Origin of the sequence: Sodaliphilus sp. (assembly GCF_045598405.1) — a bacterium.
Taxonomy (GTDB): domain Bacteria; phylum Bacteroidota; class Bacteroidia; order Bacteroidales; family Muribaculaceae; genus Sodaliphilus; species Sodaliphilus limicaballi.
In genome coordinates this window covers 23,308-38,434 of record NZ_JAZLLZ010000016.1, presented here as the reverse complement: position 1 = coordinate 38,434, position 15,127 = coordinate 23,308, and the positions used below count along the sequence as shown (strand labels likewise).

Here is a 15,127-nt window from a genome sequence, read left to right as displayed (position 1 = left end):
TATGGAATATACCGACAAAGAATTTTGCCTGGAGGTGTGGGGCGACATGGCATGCTTCACCCGCCCGGAGCTCAAAGTGGAGCGAGTGAGCTACGATGTTATCACGCCATCGGCAGCGCGAGCTATCTTTGAAGCGATTTTCTGGAAACCCGCCTTCAGGTGGCAGGTAACCAAGATTGAAGTGCTGTCGCCCATCAAGTGGACGTCTATAAGACGCAACGAGGTGGGGGCGCTGGCTAGTAAATCTCCAATTTATATCGAGGACAAGCGTCAGCAGAAGAATTCACTCCTTCTCAAGGATGTGCATTACCGCTTGTGGGCTAAACTTGTTTTCATTCCCCAGCGTGACCGCAAGGAGGAAAAGCGCACTAGCAATGATGAAAATCCCATGAAGTACTACGAGATGTTTGAACGCCGAGCTTCAAAAGGGCAGTGTTTCAACCAACCTTATCTCGGCTGCCGTGAGTTCTCGGCATCATTCCGCTTGGTAAACGCTGGCGAAGCACTTACACCCGCCATCCCCGAGGACCGAGACCTGGGCATAATGCTTTATGATATGGACTTTACTAACCCCAAGGACATACAAGCCATGTTCTACCGCGCCCGCATGGAGCAAGGCGTGATTGTAGTCCCCGACAAAGACAGTGAGGAGGTGCTGAGATGATACTTAAAGCATTATATGACTATTATAATAGGTGTGACAACATGCCTGCCTATGGAATGGAAGAAAAGCAGATTGGTTTTTTATTGGTTATTGACCATAGCGGCAAATTCCTGAGATTTGAGGATTGCCGCATAGATAAAGATACTGCCAAAACATTTCTAGTCAAGAAAATGATAGGTCGCACAAGTGCTGTAGCTCCTAATTATTTGTATGATAACAGTTCCTACGTTTTTGGGTATTCAACCAAAGAAAACGGAAAAGAACAACAATGTTTTGACGCTTTCAAGGCCGAGGTCGAATCAATTGCACAACAATTTCCCGAGAATGACGATTTAAAAGCTTTGTGTCTTTTTTACGAAAAAAGCCGAGATGAAATCCTGAATGAACTTGAGCGAGACACATTATGGAGTGAGGTTATCAAGAATTTAGGAAAGAAATTCTCTTTCTTCTCATTCCGTATTGAAGGCGACACAAAGATAATTGCGCAAAAGCGTGAAATACTGCAGTTAGAAGTCCCTGTTTCCTCTGGTGATGGTACAAGTATTTGCTTGGTGTCAGGCATAAAAGGTGTTCCCGTAGAAACAACCACTGCTACCATGGTCCCTGGTAGCCAAGCAACGGCTAAATTGGTCTCTTTTCAAGTTAGTTCAGGATACGATTCTTACGGGAAAAAGAAAGGCTACAATGCGCCCATCAGTGAGGCGGCCGAGTTTGCTTACACAACGGCACTCAATACTCTTCTAAGCAAGAACTCACGTAATAAGTTCTCGGTGGGCACACGCACCTTTGTGTTCTGGGCCTCATCAAGCGAAAGGGCTGCATTACAAGCCGAAGATGCGCTGTTCTCTATGCTTGGTTTTGTAGAAAACACCGACAACCCGAATGCCAATATTGAAAATGTGCGCAAGGTGTTCAATGGAATTTATTCGGGTTCAATAAAGACATCGCTCGATGATAAATTCTATATCTTGGGACTTGCACCCAATGCTGCACGTATTGCAGTTGCTTATTGGTCGGAGACCACATTGCGCGACTTTGCTGGAATGATTTTGCAGCATTTCGATGATATGGAAGTTATTGACACCCGCAAGGAGAAACGACCATATATGGGATTGAGAGACATTTTAGGAGCAGTTACTTTGAGCAAGAAGCACACCGACGCTACTCCCAACCTGCCTGACGCAGTGGTTAAGAGTATATTCCAAGGTTTGCCTTATCCGTACACACTATTTGCCTCTGCTATACGTCGCATTCGTGCCGAACAAGAAGTGTCGTTCTATGGCGGACCTTGCCGTGTGGCTATCATCAAGGCTTATCTTAACAGATTAAACGATACAAATAACAAAAAATTAGATATTATGTTAGACAAAGAAAACACCAATCAAGGCTACCTGTGTGGTCGCCTGTTTGCAACCCTTGAAAAGATTCAGGAGGATGCCAATCACATGAGCACAATACGCGAGCGTTACATGAACGCCGCCAGCGCTACACCTGCTGCTGTATTTGCGACATTGCTCAACCTTTCGTCGCATCACAGCGAAAAACTCAATGCTGGGGCAAAAATCTACTATGAGAAAATCAAGCAGGAAATCATCGACAAGATTATGTCAGATGGCTTCCCTGCGCACCTCGATCTGCAGGATCAGGGGCGTTTCTTCGTGGGCTACTACCACCAGCGTCAAGACTTTTTCACTAGCAAAAACGTAAACAACGAACAAGAATAATACAAACAATTAAATACCTACAATTATGGCAGAATTAAAAAACAGAATCGATTTTGTTTACATCTTTGATGTACAGGATGGCAACCCCAATGGCGACCCCGATGCAGGCAACTTGCCCCGCGTTGATGCCGAGACTGGCATGGGCCTTGTGACCGACGTGTGCCTCAAGCGCAAGGTGCGCAACTATGTGCAGGTAGCAAAAGAACTTGCCAATGGTTACGATATCTTCGTGAAAGAAAAAGCGGTGCTTAACACCGAGATTGACCGAGCACACGATGATAGCGAGGTAAAAGCTGCCAAAGACAAGACCGAGGCAGCTCGCATGTTCATGTGCAAGAACTATTATGACATTCGCACATTCGGTGCAGTGATGACAACTGGCAAGAATGCAGGCCAGGTGCGTGGTGCTGTTCAGCTAACATTTGCCCGCTCGGTAGATTCAATTGCTGCAATGGAGCACTCAATTACCCGTATGGCAGTTACCACCGAGAAAGAAGCAGAGAAACAAGGTGGCGACAACCGCACTATGGGTCGCAAAGCTACTGTGCCTTACGGACTGTATGTGTGCCATGGCTTTATCTCGGCTAACCTTGCTCAGCAAACTGGCTTTGACGAGGATGACCTCCAACTGTTCTGGGATGCATTGGCTGGCATGTTTGACTGCGACCGCTCGGCTGCTCGCGGCATGATGTCACCGCAGAAACTTATCATCTTCAAGCACGATTCAGTACTAGGCAACGCTCCTGCCAACAAACTATTTGACCTCGTTGAGGTGAAAAAGACCTGCGACGGTGCTCCACGCTCGTTCAAGGACTATGAAGTGACAATAGCACCTTGCCCCTTCGGTGGAGTAACAGTAGAGGAGAAAATCTAAAATGACTTACACTGAGGATGATATGCTCATGTTGTCGGGGATACAGCACTTTGCTTACTGTCCCCGGCAGTGGGCTCTCATCCATATCGCGCAAGAGTGGAGCGACAATAGGCTAACCGTTGAGGGGCAAATCCTGCACACGCATGTTGATGACCCGTTTTATCGCAACAAAGTGGGCGAAGTGATATGCTGGCGTTCCCTTAACATTGCGTCCCGCGAATTGGGACTGTACGGGGTAGCCGATGTTGTTGAGCTTCATCCCACACAAGACAACAAGAACGCAATAGAAATAGCTGATAGCTCGGGCTGGTGGCAGTTTTTTCCTGTAGAGTACAAGCACGGGAAGCCTAAAGCCGATAACATTGACGCTGTGCAGCTGTGCGCCCAAGCAATGTGCCTCGAAGAACAGTATAATGTTGTCATTAACAATGGCGCATTGTACTATGGCGAGACCCGTAGGCGTGAGCCCGTATCCTTTGACAAGGCACTTCGTGCCGAAGTCTTGTCACTGGCCGATGCTATGCATTTAACGTTCAAGGCAGGAAACATCCCGCTGGAAGAGAAAAACGCCAAGTGCCGAAACTGTTCGTTAAAAGACATCTGCATGCCTGGTCTAAAGTCGGCTCGGGCATACCTAAAAACAGAACTGTATGAGGAAACTACTTAACACATTATTCATCACAACGCCCGAATCTTACCTGACTAAAGACGGGCAGAATGTTGTTGTGTCTATAAAGCAACAAGAGGTGTTTCGCATACCTGTGCTCAATATCGAGTCTATAGTCACTTTCGGATATGTTGGCGCAAGTCCTGGGGTAATGAAATTGTGTGCCGACTGCGGCATTGGGCTCACGTTTTTGTCCCCATCGGGTAGCTTTATAGGTCGCATGCAGGGGAAGGTGCGAGGCAACGTGCTGTTGCGCAAGGCACAATATGCACTTGCCGAAGATGCAACACGTTGCACCGAACTTGCCAAGGTGTGCATTGCAGGCAAAATACATAATAGCCGAAGCGTGTTGCGACGCTATATCCGGGACTACGGAGCATGTGGAGACGTGGAGGATGCTATACGGATGCTTGATGTCGCTAAGCGGAATGTACTGAAATCAGACTCTCGTGATTCAATTCGCGGATTAGAAGGCGAGGCTGCCAGCAACTATTTTTCGGTTTTCGGCAACCTCATCATTCACCAAAAGTCCACATTCCCATTTGCCGGGCGAAACAGAAGACCGCCCAAAGACGCAGTTAACGCAATGCTGTCTCTTGCCTACACGTTGCTTACCAGCGATGTGGTTTCGGCGCTTGAAACAGTAGGGCTCGATCCGTATGTTGGATTTCTACACACGATAAGACCGGGCAGAGCCTCGCTCGCATTGGATATGGTGGAGGAATTGCGTGCCTATCTTGGCGACAGATTTGTTTTGTCATTAATTAATCGCAAACAAGTAAGCGAAAAAGATTTCTTAAGGCAGGGAGAAGAAGGAGTTCAATTAACCGACAAAGGACGCAAGGTGTTCTTGACAGCATGGCAGCAACGCAAGAAAGAAGAGATTACTCATCCGTTCCTGTGTGAGAAAATTCCTGTAGGTCTCATCCCTTATGCCCAAGCGATGCTTATGGCGCGATGCGTGAGGGGAGACCTTGATTCTTATCCAGTATTTTTACTAAAATGATAGAACTATGTACATACTAATCACATATGACGTGAATACCGAGTCGAGCGAAGGACGCCGTCGCTTATACAAGGTTGCAAAGCTGTGCAAAGACTATGGGCATAGAGTACAGAACTCGGTTTTTGAGTGCGTACTTACCGAAATGCAGTTAACCGAGTTAAAGCATAAGATAGAGACAGTAATAGATTCTGTTCAAGACAGCATTCGCATATACTACCTGAACAAGAATCAAAACCGCAGGATAATAACGATGGGAAAAGACACATCGATAGATGTCGAAGGAACACTGATAATATAAGTGCGAACCTCTAGCGATGCAAAAAAACCGGGAATATCGCACCTATTGAAACTCAACTGTTTAAATCAAGATTGTAAAACTCAAGGTAAGATACATGGCAGTTTTCGCACATTTATAGCCATAAACATTTGACAAATAAAAACATAACAAATGTGCAGTCGTCGCCCCTCACACCGGGGCGTGGATTGAAACATCTACTTTGTTTTTGGCGCAGTTGAAGACTTTGTCGTCGCCCCTCACACAGGGGCGTGGATTGAAACTCCCTGTCAGTAGCAGCCTTAATCGCATCTTCCTTGTCGTCGCCCCTCACACAGGGGCGTGGATTGAAACGCCCATGAACGGAACAAAATTGCGCCAATGTATGTCGTCGCCCCTCACACAGGGGCGTGGATTGAAACATTAATATTGCATAATATACAAAAATCATACAAAGTCGTCGCCCCTCACACAGGGGCGTGGATTGAAACTGTATCTATGTTTTTGTTATTTGTTTCCATGGAGGTCGTCGCCCCTCACACAGGGGCGTGGATTGAAACTATAGCTTTCACAGCCTCATGCTGTGCTGTGTCTAAGTCGTCGCCCCTCACACAGGGGCGTGGATTGAAACTTTATCTCCGTAGCGGTCATTCCTGCCAGCTCTGTCGTCGCCCCTCACACAGGGGCGTGGATTGAAACACCCCACGATTGAGGGTGCGGTGGTAATGACCACGTCGCCCCTCACACAGGGGCGTGGATTGAAACATCGCTACCATGCAGTGCAAGGTGCTGGGTCTAACGTCGCCCCTCACACAGGGGCGTGGATTGAAACGCTTACCATGACACCGCTGTCGTAGTCCTCATCGGTCGCCCCTCACACAGGGGCGTGGATTGAAACCTTTACAAGATGAAACCACTAACAAAAACATTAGTCGCCCCTCACACAGGGGCGTGGATTGAAACTCCACTTGCAGTGAATCAACCGCACCAGCCAGTGAGTCGCCCCTCACACAGGGGCGTGGATTGAAACTATTGCGGTGAGAACAGACTCCGTGGCATGAGTGTCGCCCCTCACACAGGGGCGTGGATTGAAACTTGAACTGCGCTTCCACGTCCTTTGCAAGGATCTGTCGCCCCTCACACAGGGGCGTGGATTGAAACCCTACACGTTGGCTTAACTCGAGAAGTTTTTGAGTGTCGCCCCTCACACAGGGGCGTGGATTGAAACAAAGAACACAATCACAAAGGTGCTAATCTTTGTGTCGCCCCTCACACAGGGGCGTGGATTGAAACCATTGGCTCCCGAACTTGATGCAGACGGCAATGTAGTCGCCCCTCACACAGGGGCGTGGATTGAAACTTTCAGCCACCGTGCACGGCATCAATGTTGCCGTGTCGCCCCTCACACCGGGGCGACGATGTGGAACTCATTCAGAGCTCTGCTGCATCCTCTCATACTTCATTACCTCCAGGCGGGGGGGACTTGCTCGGTTGATAATGGTTCTAGGTGTGTAACACATTATTTTTGCATTCATGGGAACAACAAATTCTACCCATCGAGTACTACATGACAGTAAACCCGATAAAAGTGATAAAGGCGATAAACCCGATAAAAGCGATAAAAGCGATAAAGGCGATAAAAGCGATAAAAGTGATAAAAGTGATAAAAGTGATAAAAGTGATAAAAGTGATAAAAGTGATAAACCCGATAAACCCGATAAAAAACAATCAGTGTTATCAGTGAGATCTGCGCGGGGATATTACCCAAAATACCATTGCTGAATAGTTACCTTTTGCGCGGTGGTGTGTTAAATGTTGTTGAAGCGTTTGATAGTTTGGGTATTTTTTGTAAATTTGTGAGATGAATGAGCAATTTGAATGGGTATAGTCTATGATTACAGGAGGGGATAGCAGGCAGGTTGTTTCGGCATGTCTTGATGAGATGCTGCGCTGGGATCGCGATGGTGTGGTTCCGGCTGATGCTGCCGGCGCGGTGGAGCGGGTCATCGAGGAGGTCGCTCCCATGGCCGAACGTCTGGGCATGGCTGCCGAGCAGTTTGAGTTGCAAGAACTTGCTGTGAAACTGGGCTACCCCGACGACTATAACACCATAAAGAAGTTGCGGCTGGAGAGCGAGATGACGTGCGAGATGGTGTTCAACACTTTTGCCCTCCCCATACGCGCTATGCTCGACGAACTGGGCATAGACTATGAGATTAAGTACCGCATGAAGTCGATATACAGCATCTGGCGAAAGATGCATCGCGACAATAAGTTCTTCGACGATGTGTATGACCTCTTCGCTACGCGCATTGTGTATCGCCCCAAGGACACTATCGACGCACTGCCCATGACGATGGCCAACGCGCTAGACGTCATGCCCGAGGTGCAGGCGGCACGTGAGGCGGCACTAACCCAACTTGATGTGGAGAAATTCTATTGCTGGCGCATATACACGGTGATTTCGATGCTTTACCGCATCCACCCCGATCGCATACGCAACTGGATCTCTCACCCCAAGCCATCGGGCTACCAGGCGCTGCAATTCACAGTGATGGGGCCTGACTGCAACTGGATCGAGATTCAAATACGCTCTGAACGGATGGACTATGAGGCCGAGCACGGCAAGGCCGCTCACTGGAAATACAAGCAAGAGAACAAAGCAACGACATGACAATGCTTATGGAAGAATCTATTGCAGCTGCTATGGATCACAGCGAACTGCATCTGGTCAATGACCTCGCCCAACTGCCTCTCATGACGCAGTGGGTCGAGGAGATAGGGGAGAGGGCACAGCTTGCTCCCGGTGAGTTGTTTAACCTTACCCTTGCCATTGAGGAGGTTGTGGTGAATGTGATGAATTATGCCTATGGCGACCGCACGGGTATGCCTGTTGACCTGAAGGCTGACTTCACTGCCAGCGGGCTCGTGGTCACGCTGATCGACCATGGCATGCCGTTTGACCCCACCGCGGCCCAGGAACCTGACCTCGATCTGCCTGTCGAGGAACGCCCAATAGGCGGGTTGGGCATTATGCTTGTCAACAAACTCACTCGCAGGGTGGAATATGCCAGGCAGGACGATATGAATGTATTGACGCTTTATTTTTGATTCTTGGAATGAAACTTGACATAAATAACACTCCCGACACCATTTACGCGACCCTCTCGGGACGTCTCGACACCGCTGCATCGTCCGACTTCTCGCGTGACATGATGCCAATGATGGACGATGCCAGCAAGCACATCGTGCTCGACTGCTCCCAGCTCGAGTTCATCTCGTCGTCTGGGCTCAGGTTGCTGCTGATGCTCCGCAAGCAGACCATCGCACAAGGTGGCGATATAACCATCAAGGGCGTGAACGATGCTGTGAAGCAGGTGTTTACCATCACCGGGTTCTATGCCCTGTTTAACTTTGAGTGACCATGACCTTGCTCATTGAGGCACCGGCACGAGTGAACGCCGGCAGCTACATGCGTGTGGCGCTGGGCAAGTGGGCAAGCCGCCATGCCTGGTGGATACTGCTTGTACTGGCCCTATGCACCGTGCTGGCGTGCTATGACGTGAGGTGGTGCGTGGGGGCTATCGTGCTCTATCTCGCGGCCTTGATGATGCTGTTCACCCTGGTCTATTTCAACTATGCTTTCTCGCCGCAGGCGCGGTGGTCGGTGATGGAGAAAACCGTGTCGCTCAGCGAGCAAGGCATCCACATGTCCTTTGCCCATCCACGCATGAACGACCACCACATAGCATGGCGCGAAATCACCCGCGTGCAACTCACCCAGAGCGCAACAGTGCTCAACCTTAATGGCCCCGTCAACTTCGTGATGCTCCCGCCACTCACACCCGAGCAGAAAGAAACATTCAAGTGCCTATACCTCAACACCTCTGTGTAACAAGGAGCAAGCTTTGTGCGTGTCGGCTTTCTGCCTCTCGTTGTTATTTTCAATTATAAAAAAATCAGTGTAATCAGTGAGATCCTCGCGGGGAGTTCCATTAGTAAATAGTCACCTCATTGGTGTATAGTTGCAAAAAGGGGGACGTAAAATCTGGAATTTTTCAATGAAAACGCGTTGCGTCAAGCTGGTGCTAGACGTGGATAGACTGCTGGATGGATTGTAGTGGATTTAGTCACACACCCAGGCGTCGTGGTAACGCTCGGGGAGGGTGTGCTTTACCTTGTAGAGGTTAGTGGGGTTGTTGTCGCGAGCCACGTAGATGCAGAACTTCTTGCCGCGCTTGAGGACTTTCATCTTGCCCTCCATGTCGTGATGCGATCCCAAGTATTCCTTGACTTGCTTCTCGTTGCTCAACGATGAGATGATGAGGTAATACTTGCCGCTTCCGCTAGCTGCCTCAAAGTTGGGCTCGGTTTCGGGCTCTTGCTCCTGCGCTACGGCCTGCGTTGTGGTCTCTTGTGGCAGGGCGACTGCAAGTTCCACTCGGGTTGTGTCCCAGTTGAATGACGCTTTCTCAGGCATCTTCACGCTGGGCAACACCAAGCTGGCTTGCTGGTTGCTGAGGGTGCTCACGATGGGAGTGGTGAGCACAGGCACCAGTGCAAGCAAGAGCAGGATAGATGCTGCGATCTGGAGTGTGCGCAGTGCCACGCTGCGGCCACGGCGGCGTGCGGGGGTGGCTGGCTGAACGACCTCGGTAATGACCTGCTGCACTTGCTGCTCCTGACGTATCTGGTCAAGTGTCTTGAAATTGATGCTGCGCAAGCCGAAGTACTCGTCGTTGCATCTCTCGTGATAGAATGGGATGAAGTCGATGAGGCCGTCGCTCACGTGGAAGAAACCGAGTCGTCCCAGGGACACCTCGTTGCCCTCGTTGAGCTGCTGTTTGAAGGTCGTGACGCTGTCGGCAATGAAACGCACGGCCTCGTCGTAGGTGATGCCTTCACGGCGCACGATAGACTGTGCCAGCAAACCATCGTTGTGGTTGACCGACGCATTAAATCCCACCTTGCGCTGTGGCTTGTTGATGATGCCCGCCTCGCTGTTGTAGAACGAGTCGCTATACTGCGCAATGAGTGCTCCCCATCCGGGAATCACCACGCAGTCGTTGCTCATCATGAGATATTCTATGTGCTCGATTAGTGAAAACATCACACAAAATTAAGCAAGATTTTTCACACGGCAAAATTTTTTCAGTACTATTTTTTGCGTGAAATTGCCAACGTGTTAATAGTCAGGGAGAATTATTTTTTCAGCATAATTCCCGTGAAAGTGCGTCCCGAGTTGATGCCCAGTGCTCGTGCGCTGAAGTATGAGGCCGGGTTGCAGCGAGAGCATTTGCAAGGCGTGAATATGCGGTTTTCTTTTAAGCCTGACTTCTTGAGAATCTGTCTATTAGCGTCTAAAAGATCAAGGTGTGCTTTAAGTGTGCGTGCATCGCGTGTCAAGATGCTATTCATCTCAAAGCCAGCCTTTTCAAATTGCTCCACCACTTCGTCGCCCACCTCGAAGCATGCCTGGCAAATCGCGGGCCCCATGGCTGCGATGATGTTACCTGGCTGTGCGCCTTGCTTGGCCATGGTGTCGATGGCACGTGCTGCAATGCCTGCCACTGTGCCTCGCCATCCAGCATGCACTGCGGCAACGACTCGTGCCTCGGGGTCGGCTAGCAGCAACGGAACGCAGTCGGCAGTGTTGACGCCTATGCACACGTTGTCGAGTCGTGTGACCAGAGCATCGACACCATCAAGAGCGTTCTCTTGCTTGTCAATGTCCAAGCTCATATATCTATTGTCGATCACTGCCACGCGGCAAGAGTGAGTTTGGTGCGGCATGATGAGGCTGTCCATGTCGATGCCTAATTGCATGCACAGCATCATGCGGCTGTCGAGCACGTGCAGAGCATCGTCGCCAGTGTAGTTGCACACGTTAAACTCGCTGTACTTGTTGCGGGTATTCACATTACCGCGTTGTGTGGTGAATGCCAGCACGCCGGGGCAAAGGTCGATGGGTTGTATCATAGCAGGTTTATTTTATTTTGAATGCTCTATTTGCTTGGCTGTCTCTTCGTCCACGCCGTGCTTTATGGCAAGGTTGATGTCGCGCTGCATGTCGCCGAAGTTGAATCGCATTTTGTTGAGCTTGGCGCGTAGCAGGTACAGGAATCCATCGTCGGGGGTCTTCTCCAGGGCCTCCTGTATGTCGGCAGCGGCATTGTTGAGTTGCTTGAGCACTAGGTAGCAGTCGGCGCGGTTGCCCAGCAGGGTGGGGTTGGGGTCTTGCTTTATTGCCTCGCTCAAGTGTGCGGTTGCCTTGGCGTAGTCGCCTTGCTCCTTGTACATCATGCCCAGTCCTTCAAATGCAAGGACCGACTTGGGGTTAGCCTTCCTTATTTCGTTGAAGAGTTTCTCGGCCTCGTCGTAGTCGCCGCGGTCAAGGGCGAGCATACCTAGCGTGTATCGAGACTCGGCCTCGGTCTCATCGAGTTCTCTCACTCGCGTGAAATCGGCGACGGCAGCGTCCATGTCGCCCCGTTGCAAGTGCACAGCCGCACGGTTGAGCAGCAGGGTGACGGCGTTAGGGGTCATATCGAGCGCGAGGGTGTAGTTCTTCACAGCCTCGTTGAGCTTGCCCTGGTAGCGTTGCAGCGTTGCGAGGTTAGAGAGCAGCATCGAGTTGGTGTTGTTCTGCGGCTCGGTGGCGATAGCACGCCTGATGTAGTCCTCGGCGAGTGCCCAGTCCTGCTCCTTGATGCGCATCTGCGCCGAGTCAATGAGCTTGTAGTAAACGGCGCTAGAGTCAAGCTGCACCTCCATGGGTCGTCGCGACAAGCGGTCGTCATCGCTGCCGGGACGCTCGCCCTTTTCAATCTTCATGTTGTCCTTGGCCATCTGTGTGATCACCTGGGAGTTTAATGCGGTGAACATGAGGGTTATGGCAAGGACGATGGTGAATCGTTTCATTGTTTCGTTGTTTAATAACACTGCAAAAATAGCAATAAATTTCCTATTCTTGCTCTACATTCACATAAATTGTATTAATTTCCCCTTGTTAGGGTGTATTGTTCTTGTTCGCAATTTCACACAAAAAAAGATGTGCCGCAGCTATGCGACACATCCAATTATGAAGATTACCTAATGAATTTTATTCTCTTACAGCAACTTTCTTGTTTCCTACGATATAGATACCTTTAGATAGTCCTTCGGTTGCTGTAGCAGCATCAACGTTGCTCTTGACGAGCTGGCCGAATGTGTTGAATACATTAACCTTGCCGTTGTTCACGGTGATGTCATTGATGACGGTAGATGTGTTGTAAACGGTAACTGTGATTTCAGAGTCTGCAGTATTGTGTCCAGTACCATTAGCTTCAACTACGAGGCCTTTCTTGATCTTGATAACATATTCGCCAGCTGCAACATTTTTGTCAACAATTATGCTGATTGTTGCAACTTCACCGTCGTTACCCTTGAAATCTTTGTTGGTTGTAGAAGCACACAGAACTCTTAAGTCACCGTTTTGCAGAATGTTTGTTGAAATGCTGTGGTTCTTATATGAGGTTCTGTTGCCAGTGAGCTCAACTAAAGCTTCATTGTCTTCGTCAACAGCAAAACTAAAGCCCTCGGGCAGCTCGAAGTCGGCCTGCCACAGTGTGAAGAGGTTTTCGTTCAATACGCTGACGGGGATTACAAACGTGCTGTTTGCGTCGGTAGTTACATTGGTTGAGTAAATAGCATAGCTGCTAGTTGTTTCATCTGCGGCAGGAGCGACCTTTCTGGGTGCTGAACTCTGAGCGGCGGGGCGTTCCAGGATTTGGTTAACCTCAAGTACATAGTCAGTACCGTTAACAACACCGTCATAGTTCATGTCGGCAGCTTTTGCGATGGCACCTTCTACAGGGTTCTCAAGGATAATGTTAGAGATGTACACAAGGTCAACGCCGTTGATAGCATCGTCGTTGTTGACGTCACCGAGGGTGTAATCCTTTACGATGATCTTAGTTGCTACATTTTCTACTTTGTAGGTGGTTGCTGTTGCATTGTTCTCAACCATGAGCTGTGAGCGAATCATTAATGAGTATTCGCCATCGGCGATGTCGTTGGGAACGTTTAAGAGGATAGTTGCTACTTCACCATCATTGTCAAGGAATTCCTTGTTTGTTGTTGAAGAGCATAGGATGCGCACGCTGCCGTCTTTCAAGGTGTTTGCAGCAATGTTGTGCTTGCTCTGTGAAGTGCGGTTGCCCGAGATGCTGATTGCCAGTTCGCCTGCCTCATCGGTAGCTACGCTGAAGCCTTCGGGTAAAACCAGGTCGGTTTGCCACAGGCAGACGGGAGTAGCGTTCTTCATGTTGAGTTTCATTTCAACTTGCTGGCCCGGACGGGTCTTGACGTCATTGCAATACAGAGCGTAAGTCATTGACAAGATGTCAGTAGTGTCTTCTTCGGGCTCTGAGCCTGCAGCATCAATGTGTATTATGCAAACTACCTGTTCGCCTTCAGTGGTATAGGAGTTGTCGTCAGACGATGTGTACTTGAGATGTTGGATCTTGAGAGGATAGTCGCCGGGAAGCATGCCTTCGTCGGCAGCGATATTCAGGGTGTAGAACTGAATGGGGTTTGGTTCCTGAGCAGTCTTAGTCATGTTAGCGCCTACTACACGGTGAACTGGATAGAATTCTGCATTGTCAAAATTGTTTTTGAAAATAACTGCTGGTATTTGTGGTTTGCTTACCATAGTTATATCCTGCCCTGCCCAATCATAAACCCCGTCAATCTCAATGGGACGAATTCCCTTTCCGTTCTCATCAACGGGGAAGATAAGGTCGAACTGGATGTTGGTGAAGTCGTTTGAACCATTGTTGCGATGCAGTGTGAAAGGCACGCCGTTAATGCCTGTGGTAGCGCCAGCTTTGATTGTGAAATCGGGAGCGGTAACTACGTCGCCTTTATCGGTGTCGGGTTCTGAGCCTGCAGCTTCAACGTGAATAATGCAAACCACCTGCTCGTTGTCGAAAGTACTTAAGTCGTCGTTGTGAGAGGTGTACTTGAGATTCTTCAACACGATGGGATAGTCGCCGGGAAGCATGCCTTCGTCGGCAGCGATATTCAGGGTGTAGAACTGAATGGGGTTTGGTTCCTGAGCAGTCTTAGTCACGTTAACGCCTACTACACGGTGAACTGGATAGAACTCTGCATTGTCAAAATTGTTGCAGAAAGCCACAGCAGGTCTTTCAGGTGTGCCTGCCATAGTGATGTCCTGTCCTGCCCAATCATAAACTCCATCAATTTCAACAGGACGGAGTCCCTTGCCGTTTTTGTCAACAGGGAACACGATGTCGAACTGGATGTTGGTGAAATCGAGAGAAGTTTTGCGCTCAAGCGTGAGTTTTACTTCAGCGTTTTCTCCTGGCTTGATTGAAAAGTTCTGGGCCGTGACTTTGTCACCGACACCAGTGAATTGCGTTTCGGCAAACATGCTCAAACTAAAGCATGCCAAAACTACGAGAAATAGTGATTTGATTCTCATAATGTGGTTAGTTAAAAGGGTTAATAAAATAGGTGAGTTGTTTTTAAGCTAAATAACTGTCATCAAGCCCCATGGTCCAGTTGCTATTAAAGTATATACACAAAAAAAACGTGGGACTATATCTGCTTATCTGTCCTTAGGTATCGGCAAATACCCCACAAAAAATAAACAGCATCCCACACATTGCCGATATATCTAGTATCCCCATGCTTGGAGATAGATATAGGCATGCGAAGGCGTCTCTTGCTGCTTATCCCTTTTGTGTAAAATTTTGCCGATTTTAAGAACAAGGATAAAGCAAAAACGCTTTCATAATATGTCATCGCTACTTTGGTTACCTCTGTAACTGTGGCGAATCACTGCAAAGTTAATACTATTAATTGAATTACCAAAAAAAAAACTGTTTTTTATGGAAGAAATTGAAATAGTAATGG

General features: G+C 48.9%; 15 protein-coding genes and 1 CRISPR repeat array. Of the genes, 11 read left to right on the top strand and 4 right to left on the bottom strand.

Annotated elements, in window-relative coordinates:
- Position 1 precedes the first annotated feature (1 nt).
- The 11 genes from cas5c (at position 2) to ACKI3C_RS01730 (ending at position 9,104) form a co-directional block, all read left to right on the top strand.
- Positions 2 to 664: a type I-C CRISPR-associated protein Cas5c gene (gene cas5c / locus ACKI3C_RS01780; protein WP_407401434.1), complete on the top strand. Its 663-nt coding sequence runs from the start codon at positions 2 to 4 to the stop codon at positions 662 to 664.
- Positions 661 to 2,388: a type I-C CRISPR-associated protein Cas8c/Csd1 gene (gene cas8c / locus ACKI3C_RS01775; RefSeq protein WP_407401432.1), complete on the top strand. Its 1,728-nt coding sequence runs from the start codon at positions 661 to 663 to the stop codon at positions 2,386 to 2,388. Before cas5c ends, cas8c begins: the two co-directional genes overlap by 4 nt.
- Positions 2,389 to 2,413: 25 nt before the next feature.
- Positions 2,414 to 3,262 carry a type I-C CRISPR-associated protein Cas7/Csd2 gene (cas7c, locus tag ACKI3C_RS01770; protein ID WP_407401430.1) on the top strand — a complete coding sequence of 283 codons (849 nt, stop codon included), beginning with the start codon at positions 2,414 to 2,416 and terminating at the stop codon, positions 3,260 to 3,262.
- Position 3,263: 1 nt separating this feature from the next.
- Positions 3,264 to 3,929 (top strand): CRISPR-associated protein Cas4, encoded by a 666-nt coding sequence (gene cas4 / locus ACKI3C_RS01765; RefSeq protein ID WP_407401428.1) that lies wholly within the window; start codon positions 3,264 to 3,266, stop codon positions 3,927 to 3,929.
- Positions 3,913 to 4,935 carry a type I-C CRISPR-associated endonuclease Cas1c gene (cas1c, locus tag ACKI3C_RS01760; RefSeq protein ID WP_407401426.1) on the top strand — a complete coding sequence of 341 codons (1,023 nt, stop codon included), beginning with the start codon at positions 3,913 to 3,915 and terminating at the stop codon, positions 4,933 to 4,935. The genes cas4 and cas1c overlap by 17 nt, the downstream gene beginning before the upstream one ends.
- A 7-nt stretch (positions 4,936 to 4,942) precedes the next feature.
- Complete coding sequence (cas2, locus tag ACKI3C_RS01755) at positions 4,943 to 5,233, top strand: CRISPR-associated endonuclease Cas2 (RefSeq protein WP_407401424.1); 291 nt, start codon at positions 4,943 to 4,945, stop codon at positions 5,231 to 5,233.
- 160 nt (positions 5,234 to 5,393) lie between these two features.
- A CRISPR array of direct repeats spans positions 5,394 to 6,569; the repeat unit is 32 nt; unit sequence GTCGCCCCTCACACAGGGGCGTGGATTGAAAC.
- 173 nt (positions 6,570 to 6,742) lie between these two features.
- Positions 6,743 to 6,991 carry a hypothetical protein gene (locus tag ACKI3C_RS01750; RefSeq protein WP_407401422.1) on the top strand — a complete coding sequence of 83 codons (249 nt, stop codon included), beginning with the start codon at positions 6,743 to 6,745 and terminating at the stop codon, positions 6,989 to 6,991.
- A 109-nt stretch (positions 6,992 to 7,100) separates the two neighbouring features.
- Positions 7,101 to 7,883 carry a hypothetical protein gene (locus ACKI3C_RS01745; protein WP_407401420.1) on the top strand — a complete coding sequence of 261 codons (783 nt, stop codon included), beginning with the start codon at positions 7,101 to 7,103 and terminating at the stop codon, positions 7,881 to 7,883.
- A gap of 8 nt (positions 7,884 to 7,891) precedes the next feature.
- Positions 7,892 to 8,320 (top strand): ATP-binding protein, encoded by a 429-nt coding sequence (locus tag ACKI3C_RS01740; protein WP_407401418.1) that lies wholly within the window; start codon positions 7,892 to 7,894, stop codon positions 8,318 to 8,320.
- An 8-nt stretch (positions 8,321 to 8,328) separates the two neighbouring features.
- Positions 8,329 to 8,631 carry an STAS domain-containing protein gene (locus ACKI3C_RS01735; RefSeq protein ID WP_407401416.1) on the top strand — a complete coding sequence of 101 codons (303 nt, stop codon included), beginning with the start codon at positions 8,329 to 8,331 and terminating at the stop codon, positions 8,629 to 8,631.
- A 2-nt stretch (positions 8,632 to 8,633) separates the two neighbouring features.
- Entirely contained in the window at positions 8,634 to 9,104 is a 471-nt protein-coding gene (locus ACKI3C_RS01730; protein ID WP_407401414.1) for a hypothetical protein, read from the top strand.
- Between the two features lie 231 nt (positions 9,105 to 9,335).
- Here ACKI3C_RS01730 and ACKI3C_RS01725 read toward each other — a convergent pair whose 3' ends face one another.
- The 4 genes from ACKI3C_RS01725 to ACKI3C_RS01710 all read right to left on the bottom strand — a co-directional run bounded on the left by ACKI3C_RS01725 (position 9,336) and on the right by ACKI3C_RS01710 (position 14,693).
- A complete protein-coding gene (locus tag ACKI3C_RS01725) occupies positions 9,336 to 10,319 on the bottom strand; it encodes a hypothetical protein (RefSeq protein ID WP_407401473.1) in 984 nt (327 codons plus the stop codon).
- Positions 10,320 to 10,411: 92 nt separating this feature from the next.
- Complete coding sequence (gene pgeF / locus ACKI3C_RS01720) at positions 10,412 to 11,188, bottom strand: peptidoglycan editing factor PgeF (protein WP_407401412.1); 777 nt, start codon at positions 11,186 to 11,188, stop codon at positions 10,412 to 10,414.
- A 12-nt stretch (positions 11,189 to 11,200) separates the two neighbouring features.
- Complete coding sequence (locus ACKI3C_RS01715) at positions 11,201 to 12,130, bottom strand: tetratricopeptide repeat protein (RefSeq protein ID WP_407401410.1); 930 nt, start codon at positions 12,128 to 12,130, stop codon at positions 11,201 to 11,203.
- A 181-nt stretch (positions 12,131 to 12,311) separates the two neighbouring features.
- Complete coding sequence (locus ACKI3C_RS01710; RefSeq protein WP_407401409.1) at positions 12,312 to 14,693, bottom strand: dockerin type I repeat-containing protein; 2,382 nt, start codon at positions 14,691 to 14,693, stop codon at positions 12,312 to 12,314.
- Positions 14,694 to 15,127: the final 434 nt, after the last annotated feature.

Bases quoted from the DNA above. Each gene is read 5' to 3' on its own strand.
- cas4 (WP_407401428.1), top strand. From the start codon at position 3,264: ATGACTTACACTGAGGATGATATGCTCATGTTGTCGGGGATACAGCAC.
- ACKI3C_RS01745 (WP_407401420.1), top strand. From the start codon at position 7,101: ATGATTACAGGAGGGGATAGCAGGCAGGTTGTTTCGGCATGTCTTGAT.
- ACKI3C_RS01710 (WP_407401409.1), bottom strand. From the start codon at position 14,693: ATGAGAATCAAATCACTATTTCTCGTAGTTTTGGCATGCTTTAGTTTG.
- ACKI3C_RS01715 (WP_407401410.1), bottom strand. From the start codon at position 12,130: ATGAAACGATTCACCATCGTCCTTGCCATAACCCTCATGTTCACCGCA.
- ACKI3C_RS01740 (WP_407401418.1), top strand. From the start codon at position 7,892: ATGGAAGAATCTATTGCAGCTGCTATGGATCACAGCGAACTGCATCTG.
- cas8c (WP_407401432.1), top strand. From the start codon at position 661: ATGATACTTAAAGCATTATATGACTATTATAATAGGTGTGACAACATG.
- cas5c (WP_407401434.1), top strand. From the start codon at position 2: ATGGAATATACCGACAAAGAATTTTGCCTGGAGGTGTGGGGCGACATG.
- ACKI3C_RS01735 (WP_407401416.1), top strand. From the start codon at position 8,329: ATGAAACTTGACATAAATAACACTCCCGACACCATTTACGCGACCCTC.
- ACKI3C_RS01750 (WP_407401422.1), top strand. From the start codon at position 6,743: ATGGGAACAACAAATTCTACCCATCGAGTACTACATGACAGTAAACCC.
- pgeF (WP_407401412.1), bottom strand. From the start codon at position 11,188: ATGATACAACCCATCGACCTTTGCCCCGGCGTGCTGGCATTCACCACA.
- cas2 (WP_407401424.1), top strand. From the start codon at position 4,943: ATGTACATACTAATCACATATGACGTGAATACCGAGTCGAGCGAAGGA.
- ACKI3C_RS01725 (WP_407401473.1), bottom strand. From the start codon at position 10,319: ATGTTTTCACTAATCGAGCACATAGAATATCTCATGATGAGCAACGAC.
- ACKI3C_RS01730 (WP_407401414.1), top strand. From the start codon at position 8,634: ATGACCTTGCTCATTGAGGCACCGGCACGAGTGAACGCCGGCAGCTAC.
- cas7c (WP_407401430.1), top strand. From the start codon at position 2,414: ATGGCAGAATTAAAAAACAGAATCGATTTTGTTTACATCTTTGATGTA.
- cas1c (WP_407401426.1), top strand. From the start codon at position 3,913: ATGAGGAAACTACTTAACACATTATTCATCACAACGCCCGAATCTTAC.